Origin of the sequence: Hyphomicrobium denitrificans 1NES1 (assembly GCF_000230975.2) — a bacterium.
Classification (GTDB): Bacteria; Pseudomonadota; Alphaproteobacteria; order Rhizobiales; family Hyphomicrobiaceae; genus Hyphomicrobium_B; species Hyphomicrobium_B denitrificans_A.
The window spans coordinates 2,935,928-2,952,178 of record NC_021172.1 but is presented as its reverse complement, the minus strand read 5'-3'; the positions used below and the strand labels follow the sequence as shown (position 1 = coordinate 2,952,178).

The following is a 16,251-nucleotide window of genomic DNA, read 5'->3' as shown; positions in this document are numbered from 1 at the left end:
TCAGACCTCGCGCGTCTCGAAATCGATGCGCGGATCGACAAGGGTGTAGACGAAGTCGGATAGAATTCCGACGAACAGCCCGACCAGCGAGAAAATGTAGAGGGACGCGAACACGACGGGATAGTCGCGCTTTTCGATGCTTTCGAACGACAGAAGCCCGAGCCCGTCGAGCGAGAAGATCGTCTCGATCAGCAGGGCACCCGAGAAGAACGCGCTGATGAATGCCGACGGGAAGCCCGAAATAACGAGCAGCATCGCGTTGCGGAAGACGTGGCCGTAAAGAACCTGATTTTCCGTAAGGCCCTTGGCGCGCGCCGCGACGACGTACTGCTTACGGATTTCATCGAGAAACGAATTCTTAGTCAGGAACGTCATCGCCGTGAATGACCCGACCGCCATTGCGATGATCGGCAGCGTCAGGTGCCAGAGGTAATCGGTGATCTTCCCGAAAAGCGAGAGCTGATCCCAGTTGTCGGAGAACAGTCCCCGCGACGGAAACCATTGGAAGAACGACGAGCCGGCGAACAGAATGAGCAGCAGAACCGCGAACAGGAATCCCGGAATCGCATAACCGATGACCAGAACGGCGCTCGACCAGGCATCAAAAGGCTGGCCGTCTTTCACGGCCTTGCGGATGCCGAGCGGGATCGAGATCAGATAGGTCAGCAGCGTCATCCACAACCCGAGAGAAATCGAAACGGGCAGCTTCTCCTTGATCAACTCAAGGACGGATACGTCGCGGAAATAGCTCTTGCCGAAATTGAAGGTGGCATAATTCTTCATCATCAGGAGAAAGCGCTCGTGCGCCGGCTTGTCGAAGCCGAATTGCTTCTCGAGGCTCTTGATGAAGGCCGGATCGAGCCCCTGTGCGCCGCGATATTTGGATGTGATCGCATCGGCAGCGCCTTGCCCGAGTTGCGCCGTCGCGGCATTGCCGCCGCCGAGCGCATCGCCGCCTCCGCCGCCCATGCGGCTGACGATCGAGGAGGAGTTCCCGGTGAGTTGTGCGATCATCTGTTCGACCGGACCGCCCGGTGCGAACTGAATGATGATAAACGAGAACAGCATGATGCCGAACAGCGTCGGTATGACGAGCAGCACCCGTTTCAGAAGATATATGGCCATCAGGGCTTCGCCGGTTGCTCTTGGGATTGGGCTTCAGGTTTGCCGGAAGCTAACACTTCGGCCTTCTTCGGATCGAACCACCACGTATCGAGCACGCCTGCATCATACTTCGGCTGTACGGCCGGACGCGAGTACTTGTTCCAATAGGCGATCCCGTAGGATGCCTTGTACCAATGCGGGACCCAGTAATGTCCAGCGCGGAGCACCCGGTCGCTGGCGTGCGTTGCGGTGACGAGTTCCGCGCGCGATTTCGCTGCCGTCACCTTGTCGATGAGACCGTCGACAGCGGGATCTGCAATACCCGGAAGATTGAACGAGCCGTCGAGCTTTGCCGCCTCCGAGCCCCAATAGCTGCGCAATTCGATGCCCGGCGTCAGCCGTAACGCGTAGCGCTGCGTCGTCACGTCGAAATCGAAGGATTTGACGCGCCGCTCATATTGGCTTGGATCGACGAGGCGCCAGGAGGCGTCGACGCCGATGCGCTTGAGATTGTCGGTATAGGGAACGGTGATGCGCTCGAACGCGGCTTCGAAGTCGAGGAACTCGATCGTCAGCAATTCGCCCTTGGCGTTGTGCAGCATGTGGTCGGCGCCAGGCTTCCATCCGGCTGCGATGAGAAGGTCGCGGGCTTTCTTGAGATTGTCGCGATTGTTGCCGCTGCCGTCGGTGACGGGCGGCACATAAGGCTCACCAAAGACTTCCGGAGAAAGCTTGTCCTTGTAGGGATCGAGCAGGTTCAATTCCTCGGGGCTCGGCAAGCCCGTCGCCTTCATGTCGGAATTTTCGAAGTAGCTCGTCGTCCGCTTGTAGAGCCCGTAAAACAGCTTCTTGTTCGACCACTCGAAATCGAACACAAGATCGAGCGCCAAACGCACGCGCGGGTCTTTGAACTTGTCGCGGCGCGTGTTGATGAAAAATCCTTGCGCGCCGGAAGGGCGGTTGTCGGGCAGCGATGTCTTGATGAGGCGGCCATCCCGAACGGCGGGGATGTCGTAGCCCGTCGCCCATGAGACGCTCGAAAACTCTTCGCGAAAATCGATCTGCCCGGATTTCAGGGCTTCGAGCTCGATGTTCCGGTCGCGGTAATAGTCATAGCGAACCTCGTCGAAGTTGAAGCGTCCGCGGTTGACCGGCAAATCCTTCGCCCAGTAATCGTTACGCCGCGTATACGTGATGAATGTGCCCGGCTTGAAATCCTTGATCCTGTAAGGACCGGAACCCAGCGGCGGCTTCAGCGACGTTTCTTCGAACGGCTGCGTCGAATAATAAGCCTTGGAAAGCACCGGAAGCTGCGCAACCGTAATCGGCAAATCGCGCGTCAGCGTTCCTTTGAAAGTATAGCGCACCGTTTCCGGGTCCACCGCTTCTGCCGACACGACATCGTGCAGCGGCTGCGAAATCGCCGGATGGCCTTTCTCCTTCAGCGTCTTGAACGAAAAGACGACGTCGTCCGCCGTGATCGGTGTGCCGTCCGAAAACTTCGCTTCGGGGCGCAGCTTGAACGTCACCGACAGACCGTCCGGCGCGACGTCCGCCGACTTCGCGACCAAGCCGTACACCGCATCGGGCTCGTCCTGCGCGCGAACCATCAATGCATCAAACAGGAAATCGAGCCCCTGGGCCGCATCGCCCTTCAAAATATACGGATTGAGATTGTCGAACGTGTTCGCCCCGCCGGTCCCGAGCGTCACCATCCGGCCGCCCTTCGGTGCATCGGGATTGACATAGTCGAAGTGCTGAAAATCGGCTGGATATTTCAGCTCACCAAAAACGGAGAGTCCATGACGTGGCTCTGCCTCAGCGCTTGTCGCCGCCGAGAAAATAAGCGCAATCGCTGCAGCGAGAATCGATAATCTCGGCACCATGATCATTCGTGTCTGAAAAGAGACCGGCACCGGATCATTTTGCCTTTGCTGTTGCGACGGCCTTCTGCTTTTCGGGGTCGATCCACCAGACCTGCATCAACGATGCAGACTGCGAGGGCAGGATTTTCGGTCGGCCGAAGATATCCCAATACGCAATACGCTCATAAGGGTAGTACCATTGCGGAACGACGTAGAAGTTCCAGAGAAGCACGCGGTCGAGCGCGTGTGTCGCGGCAACGAGATCGGCACGGTCTTTCGCGAACACGATCTTGTCGATCAATGTGTCGACCGCCGGATTCTTGATGCCGATGGTGTTACGGCTGCCGGGCTTGTCGGCCGCAGCTGATCCCCAGAAGTCGCGCTGCTCATTTCCGGGCGAATTCGATTGCGCGAAGTTGTCGACGATGATGTCGAAGTCGCGACTGTCTTCGCGTTGTTTGTATTGCGCATCGTCGACCGCCCGAACCGAAGCATTGATGCCGAGCGCCTTGAGGTTCTGGACGTAGGGCAGAATGATGTTCTGGAACGTGTCGCCGTCGATCAGGAATTCGGCGGTCATCTGCTCGCCCTTGGCGTTCCTCAGAACGCGTGCTGTCTGCGCCGACGACAATCCGACTACGCGCATCGCCTTGCAGAAAAATCCGCAGGAGCCGTCGTCGGCCACTTCGCTCTTGATTTGCCAGCCAGCAGCCTCGAAAAGCTTCAGCGCTTCCTGCTGGTGCTTGCGATAGTCGCCTTCCTTATTGTTGACCGGGTTTTTCCACTCCGTCGTGAAAACCTCCGGCGGCACCTCGGATTTGACCTCGTTCAGAATTTCGAGTTCGCGCCCTTCGGGCAGCCCCTTGGACGCGAGATCGGAGTTCGCAAAAAAGCTGTTGAGACGCACATACGATCCGTAGAACAGCTTCTTGTTCGTCTCCTCGAAATTGAACAGTAGATTGAACGCCTGACGCACGCGCGGATCTTGGAACTGAGGCCGCCGGATATTGAACGCGAACGACTGCATCCCGGCAACCCGCTTAACCGGCAGCGCCTCTTTCTTGACGAGGCCTTTTTTCAGCGCGTCGAAATCGTATTGCGAGGCCCACGCGGCAGCCCGGTTCTCCATCCAGAAATCGAGCTTGCCCGTCTTAAAGTCCTCGAACGCCGGAGACCGGTCGCGGTAATACGTTACTTCGAGCGTATCGAAGTTATATTGTCCGCGCATCACCGGCAGATCTTTCGCCCAATAGTCGGGAACGCGCTCGTAGACGATCTTGCGGCCCATATCGACCGACTTGATCCTGTAGACGCCGCTGCCGAGCGGCGGTTCGACCGTCGTCTCGCTAAGGCTGCGCTGGCGGCCGTTGGCGTCTTTGCCTTCCCAATACGCCTTCGGCACCACGCTCATCTGGCCGACGATCATCGGCAACTCGCGGTTGCCTTTGGAGTCGAAGGTGAACTTCACCTCGTGATCGCCGGTCTTTTCCGCCTTGACGACGTTCTTGTAGTAGAAGGCATAGAACGGATTGACCTTCTTGAACTCATCGAACGAGAAAATCACGTCCTCGGGCGTGATCGGCGTGCCGTCGTTGAATTTGGCTTCGGGGCGCAGCTTGAACGTCACGGAGGAAAAATCATCCGGGTAGGATGCGCATTCTGCGATCAGGCCATATTGCGTCTCGGGCTCGTCGGGACTGTTCGCGAACAGGCTGTCATAGATAAGGTTAAGTCCGCCGGCCTTGACGCCCTTATCCGAGAACGGATTGAGCGTATCGAACGTACCGTCCGCCCACTGACGGAGTGTGCCGCCTTTCGGCGCATCCGGGTTTACCCAGTCGAAATTCTTGAAATCGGGACCGTACTTCGGTTCGCCGATGAGCGAGATCGCCGTGCGGCATTGGGACTCGTCGGCGTGCGCCACGTTCGAAACCGGCGGAGAACTCAGGAACGCCATGGCGGCAAGGGCTAACGTCGTCAGGCGTATCCGCATATTCGATTTCGTCCTTTCTCGGGCTCGAAAGCCTACCACAGCCTGCGGACACGGGGATAAGTCTGCGTCCGGATACGAAGCGACCCCGCCAACGGCTCGGCAGGGTCGCAAACTTTAGGCAGCATAGCGAGTTAACTTGCCGTCATTTTGGCAAGGGAACGGGCGTATCGGCAAGAGTTGCGAGATAGGCGAGGACGTCTGCTTCGTCGCTCTCCGAAGGCAGGCCTGCGAACACCATTTTCGTGCCCGGAATGTAGGTCTTCGGGCTGTGGATAAATTTCGCGAGTTCCTCGAACGACCACTCGCCGCCCTTGGCTTTCATCGCGTCGGAATAGGCAAATCCCGGATATGAAGCCCGTTTACGATTGACGACGTCCCAGAGGTTCGGGCCGACCGTCGGATTCTTGCCTTTTTCGGCAACGTGGCAGGCAGCGCACTTCTTGAAGATCGCCTTGCCGTTGTCGGCGCTGGCTTTGGGCAGCAACGCCAAAACCTTTTTAGCGGCATCGTCTGGCGTTTCGGCTGCAGCCGGAGCGGCGCCTCCGGACGCTTCCGCTTTAGCACCGCCCTCGGTCGCGGCCGGAAGCGTAAAACCCGGTTTTTCCGGAGCATGCCCGACGTTCATGTCGATGATTGTTCTTGCCCCGAAGATCAGCAGCAGTGCGGGAAGAATCGCCCCGGCGATCTTGATGAACTCGATTTCGTCTATTCTCATTTCAAAGCCCCCGGTTTCGGCTAGACGGTAATGCACAGGCGAGATGCGAAGAGACCATTCCATTCAACTAGTACGAGCCCACGGGGAGAGGTATATAAGCTCACCTCTCCCATGCAAGCGTACAAACGATTTCGCACCTGCTAGGGTGGCGAGACAGTTTGTCACCGAACGATGATTCTCAAGCCCGTGTCCCAGCATAATCTGATCGTTATACCCGCCCGCATGCAGGCGACCCGGCTGCCCGGTAAACCGCTTGCCGACATTGCCGGCACCCCCATGGTCGTCCACGTCTGGCGTCGCGCCGTCGCCGCAAATGCCGGAGAAGTCATCGTCGCGACCGACAGCGGGGAAATTGCGGATGCCGTTACGGCCGCCGGAGGCAACGCCGTGTTGACGCGCGCCGATCATGCCTCGGGCTCCGACAGGGTTTTCGAAGCCGTCACGAAAGCGGACCCCGGACGGCGCGCGAGTATCATCGTCAACTTGCAGGGCGATCTCCCGACGCTCGATCCAAATCTGGTGACACGCTGCATCGCGCCGCTCGAAACGCCGGGCGTAGATATTGCAACCCTGACCGCTGTCATCTCCGAGACCGAGGAGCGGACGAACCCGAACGTGGTCAAGATCGTCGGCACGCCGATTGCGGACGATCGCCTTCGTGCTTTGTACTTCACGCGTGCCACGGCGCCCTCGGGCGATGGGCCGCTTTACCATCACATCGGCATTTATGCGTATCGTCGCTCGAGCCTCGAACGCTTCGTCGCGTTGCCGCCGTCGCCGCTTGAAAAGCGTGAAAAGCTGGAGCAATTGCGCGCCCTCGAAGCCGGGATGCGCATCGACGTCGCAATCGTTGACACCGTTCCTCTCGGTGTCGATACTCCCGCCGATCTTGAGCGCGCCCGCCGTCTCATCGCGCCATGATCCACCCGCCTCTCGCATCTCCGCTCGCCTCCTAACCTCAAGCGCCCATACGCCATGCCGCATCGAACCGAGCCTCCCGACACGCCTGCAAAAATTTCTTATCAGGGAGAGCCCGGCGCAAATTCGCATCTCGCGGCGCGCGAGGCTTATTCCGATCTTGAGCCAGTCGCTTATCCGACGTTCGAAGATGCGATTCTGGCTGTGAAATCCGGCGAGGCGCGCTACGCGATGATCCCGATCGAGAACTCGGTTGCCGGGCGCGTTGCGGACATCCACCATCTGCTTCCCCACGCCGGCCTTTACATCGTTGCCGAATACTTCCTGCGTGTTCGCCACCAGCTGATGGCAAAGGAGGGCGCCAGTCTGGAGACCGTCAAGCGCGTGATGAGCCACACGCAGGCGCTGGGACAATGCCGGACGACGCTTCGCAGACTCGGACTGACACCGGTTCCGGAGGCAGACACCGCAGGCTCCGCGCGTCTCGTCGCCGAAAGGAATGATCTGACGACGGCGGCCATAGCCTCGCGTCTTGCCGCTGAGATCTATGGCCTCAAAATCTTGAAAAGCGACATGGAGGACGAAACGCACAACACGACGCGTTTCGTCATTCTCGCCAAAGACCCCGACGATGCCGAGCCCGGTAACGGTCCGGTCATGACGACGTTTTTGTTCCGCGTGCGCAACGTACCGGCAGCGCTTTACAAAGCACTTGGCGGTTTTGCGACCAACGGCGTCAACATGACGAAGCTCGAAAGCTATCAGGAAGAAGGCACGTTCAACGCTACGATGTTCTTCGCAGACATCGAAGGCCACCCGGTCGACCGGCCTGTCCAGCTCGCGCTTGAGGAGCTGTCGTTCTTCTCGACGCAGATTACGATTTTCGGGACGTATCCGGCGAGTCCCTTCCGTAAGGAAGCCGCTGAACTGGCAGCGAGCGGCCAAGTGCCGCTCAAGCGCTCGAGCTGATCGAATGCGCCTGAAAGACAGAGTCGCGATTATCACCGGTTCCGCCTCGGGCTTCGGCCGCGGTATCGCCGAGCTGTTCGCGGCCGAGGGTGCCAAGGTCGTCATCGCCGACATCAATGGCGCGGCTGCCACCGCACTCGCGGACCAGATCGGCGAGGGCAATGCCATCGCGACGACGACCGACGTCACGAAGCGCAGCGATGTCGACACAATGATCGCTGCTGCAGTGAACCGGTTCGGTGGCGTCGACATTCTCGTCAACAACGCCGGCGTTACGCACAAGAATCAATCGCTGATGCAAGTCAGCGAAGACGACTTCGACCGCATCTACGCCGTCAACGTCAAATCCATCTACCTGACGACGCTCGCCGTCGTGCCGGTGATGGAGAAACGCGGGGGCGGTTCGATCATCACGACGGCTTCGACGGCCGGTATCCGGCCGCGCCCGGGCCTGACTTGGTACAATGGTTCGAAGGGCGCGGCGATCACGCTGACGAAGTCGATGGCGGCGGAACTTGCGCCGAAGAATATCCGCGTCAACGCCATCAACCCGGTCATCGGCGAGACTGGAATGCTCGAGCAGTTTATGGGCCTGCCCGACACGCCCGAGAACCGCGCCAAGTTTGTCGCCGGAATTCCGCTCGGCCGCATGTCGAAGCCGATCGACATCGCGAACGCCGCCCTCTTTCTCGCCGACCCCGCAAGCGCCTTCATCACCGGCGTCGCCATTGAGGTCGACGGCGGCCGCTGTATCTGACGCCGAGATTCTTGCAATGTCTCGTGCAAGTTGACTTAGGCCGGGCGTGTTCCGAGTTTATTTTTTTAGATCAATAGCTTGTATCACACTGCGACTTTTGGGGGTTGCGGTATCGCGGGGTTGTACTTCTCCGCTGTTCCCCCCATTATAGGCTTGGGCTGGCGGCGGACGAATTCGTCGCCAACCGGGTCAGGTCCGGAAGGAAGCAGCCCTAACGATCGGAAGTCGGGTCGTTCGCCAGCCTCTTTTGATTGCGCGCCCAGGCCGAACGGCCTCGGCAGCGGCGCAGGTTTTGGACAAGGTTCGGCGCGGGTCGCCTTGCTCCCTCGCCCTTTGGGCGGAAGTATCGATCCGGAGAACATGGCCAAAAAGAAATCAGATACGTCTGAGGGCGTTGCGGCCTCACCCGGTGCCGAGGCGGCGAAGCCGTATGTCGTGCTCGCGCGCAAGTATCGTCCTGCGACCTTCGATGATCTGATTGGCCAGTCGGCAATGGTGACGACGCTCCGGAACGCCTTCGCGTCGGGGCGCATCGCGCAGGGTTACATGTTGACCGGCGTGCGCGGCGTCGGCAAGACGACGACCGCCCGCATTCTTGCACGCGCTCTGAATTACGAAGCGCCGGGTTTCGATAAGCCGACCATCGACATGCCGGGGCTGGGCGTCCACTGCAAGGACATCATGGAGGGCCGTCATCCGGACGTGCTCGAAATGGACGCTGCGTCCAACACCGGCGTCGACAACATCCGCGAGATCATCGAAAGCGCGCAATATACGCCGCTCGTCGCGCGCACGAAGGTCTTCATCATCGACGAGGTTCACATGCTGTCCAAGGGCGCGTTCAACGCGCTGCTGAAGACGCTCGAAGAACCGCCCGCGCACGTCCGCTTCATTTTCGCGACGACGGAGATCCGCAAAGTCCCGGTCACGGTGCTGTCGCGTTGCCAGCGCTTCGATCTGCGTCGCGTCGAGCAGCCGGTACTTGCCGCGCATTTCAAGAAGATTTCCGAGGCCGAAGGCGCGGAAGCAGATTCCGACGCTTTGCAATTGATCGCCCGCGCCGCCGAAGGATCGGTGCGCGACGGCCTTTCGATCCTGGACCAGGCGATTGCGATGGGCGAGGGCCACGTCACGGCAATGAGCGTTCGCGACATGCTGGGCCTGGCCGATCGCGCGCGTATCTTCGATTTGGCCGAAGCGATTTTCCGTGGCGATCTTCCAGCCGCGCTCAATGGATTTTCCAGCCTGCATCGCGACGGCGCCGAAGCCCAAGAGGTCATCGCCGATCTTGCGGAAGCGGTGCACGCCATCGCCCGCGTCAAAGCTGTCGGTGAAGAGCCGGCGAGCGAGGGCTTGACGGCGGAAGAGAAGAAACGCTGCAGCGATCTCGCGGCACGGCTCTCGATGCCCTATCTGTCGCGCGCTTGGCAGATGCTGATCAAAGGCCTCGAAGATGTCGGCCGCGCGCCGAACCCCGATGTCGCGGCCGAGATGGTCTTGATCCGGCTCGCCTATACGGCCGACCTGCCGACGCCTGACGAATTGATCAAGAGCCTCGGCGGCGCCGCGCTTCCCGCCCGCCGTCCGGCGCTAGCACCAGCAGAAACGCGTACGCCTGAAGCGCGGCCGACCGTCAACACGACGACGACTGCTCCGAGTGCTCAGCAAGCGGATAGCGAGACGGACGAGTCTTTCGATTTCGACAGCGACGATGGCCAGCTTGATGATGGCTTCGGCGATGCGATCGAAGACGATGAACTTGCGTCACCCGCGCCGCGCGGGAGTGCAACCCCCGATCCGCGCTCTTTTGCTGAGGTCGTGGCGCTTGTCGGCGAAAAGCGCGACGCAAAACTCAAAATCCATCTCGAAGACCACGTCAGCCTCGTTAAGTTCGACGCGGTGGCGGGCTCGATCGATATTTTCCTTTTACCGGATGCTCCGCCCGAGCTTGCCAACGATCTCCGCGAAAAGCTCAATTTGTGGACGGGGCGGCGATGGGTCGTGGTGCTTTCGAAAGAGGCGGGCCAGAAGCCCATAGGCGTCGTGCGCCGCGAACGCGAAGCCGCCGAGTTCGAACAGCTCAAGGCGCATCCCGCCGTGCGCGCCGTGCTTCAGGCATTTCCCGAGGCGAAGATCGAAGTGCGCCCATTAGCCGGTGGGGCGACCGGTACCGACGAAGATAAAGAGAGCGAAGCCGGTTGACGCGCGTCGCCGAGAATTGCCGCAACGCAGAGGATTGCATGAAAGACTTGATGGGTATGATGAAGCAAATGGGTCAGATGCAGGCCCGTTTCAAAGAGATGCAGGAAGAACTCGCACGCACCGAGATCGAAGGCCAATCCGGCGGCGGTCTCGTACATCTGACAGTCGACGGCAAGGGCGAGGTCAAGCGCGTTCGCATTGACCCAAGCCTGATCAAGCCCGACGAGGTCGAGATTCTCGAAGACCTGATCGTCGCCGCAGCGGCTGACGCTCGCGCCAAGGCCGATAATGCCATGCAGACGAAAATGGCTGAGATCACCGGCGGGATTCCCTTGCCGCCGGGAATGAAATTATTCTAGTCCTCCAGCGTATTGGAAACGTCACCGCCGCGTCATGGCCGCCCTCCGAGGCGGCCATCCAGTGCCGAGATTACAGAGAGCGGATCGCGCGGCTCTGGATGGCGGGGGCAAGCCCGGCCATGGAGCGGATGAACTCCGGCAGTCTTGGCTTTCTGATAAGCGGTCACATGAAGAATTAGAGGATGTCCCGGAAAATCGCAGGACCGGAGATCGAGCGCCTCGTGCAGCTCCTGTCGCGCTTGCCGGGCCTTGGGCCCCGCTCGGCGCGCAAGGCGGTGCTGTCGCTGCTGAAGCGGCGCAACGATCTGCTGCTGCCCTTGTCGGACGCGCTTCAGCAAGCCGTCGAAAAAATTTCCGAATGCCCGGTCTGCGGCAATCTCGATACGGTCGCGCCCTGCAGCATCTGCGCCGATCCGCGCCGCGATCAAAGCCTCATCGTTGTGGTCGAGGAGGTCGGCGACCTCTGGGCCTTGGAACGCGCGAGCATCGTCTCGGCGCGCTATCACGTGCTTGGCGGCCACTTGTCGCCGCTCGACGGCATCGGACCGGAGCAGTTGAATGTCGCAAGTCTCTTGACGAGGGCGCAATCACCCGAAGTCAAAGAAATCCTGCTCGCTCTCAATGCCACCGTCGAAGGCCAGTCGACGGCCCATTACATATCCGATCAGCTCGCGACGATCGACGTTACGGTATCGCGGCTCGCGCAAGGCGTGCCAATTGGCGGCGAACTCGATTATCTCGACGACGGCACGCTCGCAGCAGCCTTCAAGGCTCGGCGCAAGCTTTAGAGCGGCGAATTGCAAAAGGCAGGCCCGAACTTGGCCGTCCAGGGCGGGAAAAAAGGGACGATGAACAATATCGAGACGACGCGGCGCCCCTCTGCTCAGGCCCCCAGATTCGTCACCGGCTCCCTGCTGCGCCACATCCTGACGATGACCGGTGCGGGCGCGCTCGGCCTCATGGCGATCTTCGTCGGCGATCTCGCCAATATCTACTTTCTCTCGCGGCTGAACGACGAGGCGATCGTCGCGGCCGTCGGTTACGCAAGTTCGATCCTGTTCTTCGCGACGTCCGTCGGCATCGGATTGTCGATCGCCGCGACGTCGCTTGTCGCGCCCGCTCTCGGTGCCGGGCGGCGCATGCGGGCGCGGCGTCTGGCGACGAACGCACATTTGCTCGCGCTGATCGCCTCGGTTTTGATCGCGGTCGTCTTGTGGTTCGCGATCGAGCCTCTGCTGGAGCTCATCGGAGCCAGCGGGCGAACGCTCGATCTCGCGGCAGTCTATCTGAGAATTCTTGTGCCGACACTGCCCGTTCTCGCGCTCGCGATTACATCGTCGGCGGTTCTGCGCTCGGCTGGAGACGCGCGTCGCGCGATGTTCGTCACGTTGTTCGGCGCGATCGTCAATACGATCCTGGACTTGATCCTGATCGTACACTTCGGCTTCGGGATCGAAGGCGCGGCGGTGTCGTCGCTGATCGCCCGCTTGGTGATGATGGGGATCGGCTTCTACGGTGTCATGATTGTGCATGATCTTCTTTCGCGCCCGAAAAGCGCAACGCTCATGCAGGATGCGCCCGCCTTCCTGCAGATCGCTGCACCGGCCGTTTTGACGAATATCGCGCCGGCCATCGGCAATGGCTACGTCACCTACGCGATCGCTGCTTATGGCGATGCGGCAGTCGCAGCCTGGGCGATCCTCGCGCGGCTGACACCGGTTGCCTTCGGCGCCATCTATGCGCTCTCGGGTGCCGTCGGCCCGATCATAGGCCAGAACTTCGGCGCGCGCTCCCCGCAGCGCATGCGCGACGTATTCACGTTCTCGCTGCTGACGATGGCGGCATTTACGGGCATTGCATGGTTCGGCCTCGGAGTTCTCGCGAACGAGATCGCGGCGGTCTTCAACGCGGGCGGTGAAGCGCGCGAGCTGATCGTCTTCTTCTGCCGTTGGCTGTCGCCGCTTTTCGTTTTCATGGGCGCATTGTTCGTCGCAAACGCTGCATTCAACACGCTGGGCCGGCCGCATTTTTCGACGATGCTGAACTGGGGTAGGGCGACGCTCGGAACCGTTCCGTTCGTTCTGCTTGGTGGCAGGTTCTTCGGCGCGCCGGGCGTGCTCGCGGGCAACATGGTCGGCGGCGTCGCATTCGGTATCGTTGCCATTTTTTCGGCCTATAAGCTGATCGACGCGATTGGAGAAACGTTTAAGCCGCCCGAGAATCCTGTTGGTCACGAAGTGGTGTAGCTTCGTCCGACTGGGAAATTGCCTCTTGCAGGGGAGCAAGGGAGTCTGGCCATGACCGTCAAGCCGCGAATTCTCGTGACCGGAGCGTCCGGATTCATCGGGAAGCATCTCGTTCGCAGCCTGTCTGAAAGCGGTTACCTGGTCCGGGCGGCGGCGCGCCAGCCCGTCATCTTCGACGATCCGAATGTCGAAGGAATTGCACTCGGTGATATGTCGCGGTCATTCGCCGCCGAGTATGTCGTGCGCGGTGTCGATGCCGTCATTCACGCCGCCGGCATGGCGCATGCCCGGGCGGGAATTCCGGACGCCGCCTATACCGCGATCAATGTCGATGCAACGCGCCAGCTCGCAAGAGCCGCACGCGCGGCTCGCGTCAAACGTTTCGTCTTGATATCGTCGGTCCGCGCCCAGGTCGGCGCCTCGCACGATGGCGTCGTCACCGAGGCAACGCCCGCCAGCCCAACCGACGCCTACGGACGTTCAAAGATCGCGGCCGAAGCGATCACTGCCGAGCTGCTCGCGGGCTCAGGCACGCATTGGACCGTCCTCCGCCCCGTTCTGGTTTACGGACCGGGCGTCAAGGGCAACATGGCAGCGCTGATGCGGCTCGCGGCCAGCCCCTATCCCCTGCCGTTCGGCGCGATGAAAGGACGGCGGTCGCTGCTGAGCATCGGCAATCTGCTCGCGGCGATTAAACATGTGCTCGGGGCCGAGGCCGCCAAGGATGCATCCTTCATCGTTGCCGACAGCACGCCCGTTACGATTGCGGACATCATCCGGGCATTGCGAAAAGGCCGCGGCCATCCGTCCATGCTGCTCCCCATTCCCGAGGTCGCGATTGCCGCCGCGCTCCGCATGGCCGGTAAGGCCGAGATTGCCGATCGCCTGAGCGGCGACCTCGTCGCGGACGCCGGCCGGTTACGGCAAACAGGCTGGCAGCCCGTCGAGGCGACCGCCGAAGCCCTTGCATCCGCTGCGCGCGGATAGCACACGCCATTGACCGCCGCCATCGCCTTCCATATGTCAGCGTCATGGCCATTCTACCCATCATAAAAATTCCCGATCCCGTCCTCCGCAAGATCTCCGATCCGGTCGAGCGGGTCGACGATGCCGTCGTCAAGTTGATGGACGACATGCTGGAGACGATGTACGACGCGCCGGGCATCGGCCTTGCCGCCGTGCAGGTCGGCGTTTTGAAACGCATCCTCGTCGTCGATGCCGCCGAGGAAGGCGCGCCCCCAAACCCAATAGCGATGGCGAACCCCGAGCTTGTCGCGCTCGGATCGACGACCCGGCTTCATGAGGAGGGCTGTCTTTCGATTCCCGACGTGCACGTGGAAATCGAACGGCCCGCCAGCGTAACGGTCCGCTACATCGACCGGCATGGGAAGGAGCAGGAGCTTGCCGCCGAAGGCTTGCTTGCGACGGCCCTTCAGCACGAGCTTGACCACCTCGACGGGCAACTGATCATCGACTTCCTGTCGCGCCTGAAACGCGACATGATCATCCGGAAATTCAAGAAGCAGGGGCGCGAGGCGCGGAGCTAGCGAGCACGCCGGTTTCGGGCCGAACAATTCCTGCACGTGCGGCCAGCCGACCGCAGATTGATCGCACGCGCAAATGAGGATTCGCGGGATGCCGCTCGACATCGTGTTCATGGGCACGCCGGACTTCGCCGTGCCGGTTCTCGACGCTGTCGCCGCGGCTGGCCATCGCATCGTAGCGGTCTACAGCCAACCGCCGCGGCCCGCCGGGCGGGGTTTATCGGAAGTTAAATCACCTGTTCACCGCCGCGCCGAGGCGCTCGGCATTCCGGTCCGAACACCGAAGAATTTTAAGGCGGATACAGATCGCGCCGAGTTCGCGGCACTCAACGCAGATGCCGCCGTCGTGGTCGCCTACGGGCTTTTGCTGCCTGCCACCGTGCTCGATGCGCCGCGATTCGGATGCTTCAACGTCCATGCCTCGAAGCTGCCGCGCTGGCGCGGCGCGGCACCGATCCAGCGCGCCATCATGGCAGGCGATACGGTAACCGCCGTCAACATCATGCGCATGGATGCAGGACTCGACACCGGTCCCGTCTGTCTCGGACGCGATATGCCGATCTCCACCGACATGACCGCCGGGGAATTGCACGACAAGCTATCGGCACTCGGCGCCGAGTTGATGGTCGATGCCTTGGCTCAGCTCGAAGCCGGAACTTTGAAAGCGATGCCGCAGCCACAAGAAGGTGTGACCTACGCCGCCAAAATCGACAAACGCGAAACGCGCATCGACTTCGCAAAACCCGCGCATGAGATCGTCAATCACATTCGCGGTCTGTCGCCTTTTCCCGGCGCATGGTTCGAGGCAAACCTCAGCGGCAACCCGGAACGGATCAAGGTGCTGCGCGCATCTGCCGTCTCTAAAAACGGCGAACCGGGCGTTCTGCTCGACAGCGAACTGACGGTCGCTTGCGGCGAAGGCGCCATCCGTATCGAGGAGCTGCAGCGCGCCGGAAAGCAGCCGATGAAAGCCGCCGATTTCCTGCGGGGCGCGCGTCTTGCGCCGGGAACGCATCTGGCCTGAGCCGGAATTAAGCATGCTCGACAAACGCGCTGCGACTTTCGTGAGGTAAGGCTAATCTTGCGTTCTCGCCCGTTCTATTCCGAGGACCAAGCATGCGCCGTCCGTTTTCGATTTTTCTGATTGCGGTGGGGTCGGCGTTGCTGACGCTGACCGGAGTAGCCCGCGCCGACGGTTTCACGACGCGCATCGTGACGCAGCCGTACTATGGTGCCGTCACGACCCTCGAGCACGGCGTGCGCGTCATCCGTCCATTGCCGCCGGATCGTTATGTGATCGTCAATCCAAACCGTACGCCGCTCGCGCTGAGCTTCAGCGAGAACAATGTCTACGATTACAGCTCCAATGCTGCGGACAGCACGTACAACGGTCGCAGCGATCTCGGTGCCTACAACCCCGATGGGCCGATCTACACTTATCCGTCTTACGGCCGGCGTTTCTTTAGAGGCCAAAGGGGCTTCCACCATTTCAGGAATGGCCATCCCGGCAAGTTCGGCCGCGGCCCGCATGGCAAAGGCAGCCCGGGCGCCATCGGGCTGCATTGAGCGACGGCGCCGC

Annotated in this window: 15 protein-coding genes and 1 other RNA gene; 12 read left to right on the top strand and 4 right to left on the bottom strand. The window is 60.8% G+C overall.

Translation table 11 applies throughout. The annotated features are described in order from the left end of the window. The 4 genes from HYPDE_RS14110 to HYPDE_RS14095 form a co-directional block, all read right to left on the bottom strand. Complete coding sequence (locus HYPDE_RS14110) at nt 1-1,125, bottom strand: microcin C ABC transporter permease YejB (RefSeq protein WP_015599173.1); 1,125 nt, start codon at nt 1,123-1,125, stop codon at nt 1-3. Further along, a complete protein-coding gene (locus tag HYPDE_RS14105; RefSeq protein ID WP_015599172.1) occupies nt 1,125-2,996 on the bottom strand; it encodes an extracellular solute-binding protein in 1,872 nt (623 codons plus the stop codon). Before HYPDE_RS14105 ends, HYPDE_RS14110 begins: the two co-directional genes overlap by 1 nt. A gap of 28 nt (nt 2,997-3,024) precedes the next feature. After that, the gene (locus tag HYPDE_RS14100; RefSeq protein ID WP_015599171.1) at nt 3,025-4,962 is read right to left on the bottom strand and encodes an extracellular solute-binding protein; all 1,938 of its coding nucleotides are present in this window, start codon (nt 4,960-4,962) and stop codon (nt 3,025-3,027) included. Between the two features lie 142 nt (nt 4,963-5,104). Beyond that, a complete protein-coding gene (locus tag HYPDE_RS14095) occupies nt 5,105-5,677 on the bottom strand; it encodes a c-type cytochrome (RefSeq protein ID WP_041320511.1) in 573 nt (190 codons plus the stop codon). A gap of 171 nt (nt 5,678-5,848) precedes the next feature. Here HYPDE_RS14095 and HYPDE_RS14090 point away from each other — a divergent pair, with 171 nt between their 5' ends. The 12 genes from HYPDE_RS14090 (at nt 5,849) to HYPDE_RS14040 (ending at nt 16,238) form a co-directional block, all read left to right on the top strand. After that, on the top strand, nt 5,849-6,598 hold the full coding sequence (locus tag HYPDE_RS14090; RefSeq protein WP_015599169.1) for a 3-deoxy-manno-octulosonate cytidylyltransferase: 750 nt from the start codon (nt 5,849-5,851) through the stop codon (nt 6,596-6,598). 54 nt (nt 6,599-6,652) lie between these two features. Next, nucleotides 6,653-7,564 carry a prephenate dehydratase gene (locus tag HYPDE_RS14085; protein ID WP_015599168.1) on the top strand — a complete coding sequence of 304 codons (912 nt, stop codon included), beginning with the start codon at nt 6,653-6,655 and terminating at the stop codon, nt 7,562-7,564. A 4-nt stretch (nt 7,565-7,568) separates the two neighbouring features. Beyond that, nucleotides 7,569-8,321, top strand: coding sequence for an SDR family oxidoreductase (locus HYPDE_RS14080; RefSeq protein ID WP_015599167.1), 753 nt, complete (start codon nt 7,569-7,571; stop codon nt 8,319-8,321). 153 nt (nt 8,322-8,474) lie between these two features. Further along, an RNA gene (gene ffs / locus HYPDE_RS18850) (signal recognition particle sRNA small type) lies at nt 8,475-8,570 on the top strand. Nucleotides 8,571-8,681: 111 nt separating this feature from the next. Next, entirely contained in the window at nt 8,682-10,523 is a 1,842-nt protein-coding gene (locus HYPDE_RS14075; RefSeq protein WP_041321351.1) for a DNA polymerase III subunit gamma/tau, read from the top strand. A gap of 38 nt (nt 10,524-10,561) precedes the next feature. After that, on the top strand, nt 10,562-10,882 hold the full coding sequence (locus HYPDE_RS14070) for a YbaB/EbfC family nucleoid-associated protein (RefSeq protein ID WP_015599165.1): 321 nt from the start codon (nt 10,562-10,564) through the stop codon (nt 10,880-10,882). A gap of 182 nt (nt 10,883-11,064) precedes the next feature. Next, entirely contained in the window at nt 11,065-11,670 is a 606-nt protein-coding gene (gene recR, locus HYPDE_RS14065; RefSeq protein ID WP_015599164.1) for a recombination mediator RecR, read from the top strand. 60 nt (nt 11,671-11,730) lie between these two features. Continuing rightward, on the top strand, nt 11,731-13,128 hold the full coding sequence (locus HYPDE_RS14060; protein WP_041321349.1) for an MATE family efflux transporter: 1,398 nt from the start codon (nt 11,731-11,733) through the stop codon (nt 13,126-13,128). Between the two features lie 51 nt (nt 13,129-13,179). Continuing rightward, nucleotides 13,180-14,115 carry an NAD-dependent epimerase/dehydratase family protein gene (locus tag HYPDE_RS14055; RefSeq protein ID WP_015599162.1) on the top strand — a complete coding sequence of 312 codons (936 nt, stop codon included), beginning with the start codon at nt 13,180-13,182 and terminating at the stop codon, nt 14,113-14,115. A 44-nt stretch (nt 14,116-14,159) separates the two neighbouring features. Further along, nucleotides 14,160-14,675, top strand: coding sequence for a peptide deformylase (gene def, locus HYPDE_RS14050; RefSeq protein ID WP_015599161.1), 516 nt, complete (start codon nt 14,160-14,162; stop codon nt 14,673-14,675). Between the two features lie 88 nt (nt 14,676-14,763). Then, nucleotides 14,764-15,696: a methionyl-tRNA formyltransferase gene (fmt, locus tag HYPDE_RS14045; RefSeq protein WP_015599160.1), complete on the top strand. Its 933-nt coding sequence runs from the start codon at nt 14,764-14,766 to the stop codon at nt 15,694-15,696. 92 nt (nt 15,697-15,788) lie between these two features. Next, nucleotides 15,789-16,238 (top strand): hypothetical protein, encoded by a 450-nt coding sequence (locus tag HYPDE_RS14040; RefSeq protein WP_015599159.1) that lies wholly within the window; start codon nt 15,789-15,791, stop codon nt 16,236-16,238. Nucleotides 16,239-16,251: the final 13 nt, after the last annotated feature.

Bases quoted from the DNA above. Each gene is read 5' to 3' on its own strand.
- HYPDE_RS14110 (WP_015599173.1), bottom strand. From the start codon at position 1,125: ATGGCCATATATCTTCTGAAACGGGTGCTGCTCGTCATACCGACGCTG.
- HYPDE_RS14105 (WP_015599172.1), bottom strand. From the start codon at position 2,996: ATGATCATGGTGCCGAGATTATCGATTCTCGCTGCAGCGATTGCGCTT.
- HYPDE_RS14100 (WP_015599171.1), bottom strand. From the start codon at position 4,962: ATGCGGATACGCCTGACGACGTTAGCCCTTGCCGCCATGGCGTTCCTG.
- HYPDE_RS14095 (WP_041320511.1), bottom strand. From the start codon at position 5,677: ATGAGAATAGACGAAATCGAGTTCATCAAGATCGCCGGGGCGATTCTT.
- HYPDE_RS14090 (WP_015599169.1), top strand. From the start codon at position 5,849: ATGATTCTCAAGCCCGTGTCCCAGCATAATCTGATCGTTATACCCGCC.
- HYPDE_RS14085 (WP_015599168.1), top strand. From the start codon at position 6,653: ATGCCGCATCGAACCGAGCCTCCCGACACGCCTGCAAAAATTTCTTAT.
- HYPDE_RS14080 (WP_015599167.1), top strand. From the start codon at position 7,569: ATGCGCCTGAAAGACAGAGTCGCGATTATCACCGGTTCCGCCTCGGGC.
- HYPDE_RS14075 (WP_041321351.1), top strand. From the start codon at position 8,682: ATGGCCAAAAAGAAATCAGATACGTCTGAGGGCGTTGCGGCCTCACCC.
- HYPDE_RS14070 (WP_015599165.1), top strand. From the start codon at position 10,562: ATGAAAGACTTGATGGGTATGATGAAGCAAATGGGTCAGATGCAGGCC.
- recR (WP_015599164.1), top strand. From the start codon at position 11,065: ATGTCCCGGAAAATCGCAGGACCGGAGATCGAGCGCCTCGTGCAGCTC.
- HYPDE_RS14060 (WP_041321349.1), top strand. From the start codon at position 11,731: ATGAACAATATCGAGACGACGCGGCGCCCCTCTGCTCAGGCCCCCAGA.
- HYPDE_RS14055 (WP_015599162.1), top strand. From the start codon at position 13,180: ATGACCGTCAAGCCGCGAATTCTCGTGACCGGAGCGTCCGGATTCATC.
- def (WP_015599161.1), top strand. From the start codon at position 14,160: ATGGCCATTCTACCCATCATAAAAATTCCCGATCCCGTCCTCCGCAAG.
- fmt (WP_015599160.1), top strand. From the start codon at position 14,764: ATGCCGCTCGACATCGTGTTCATGGGCACGCCGGACTTCGCCGTGCCG.
- HYPDE_RS14040 (WP_015599159.1), top strand. From the start codon at position 15,789: ATGCGCCGTCCGTTTTCGATTTTTCTGATTGCGGTGGGGTCGGCGTTG.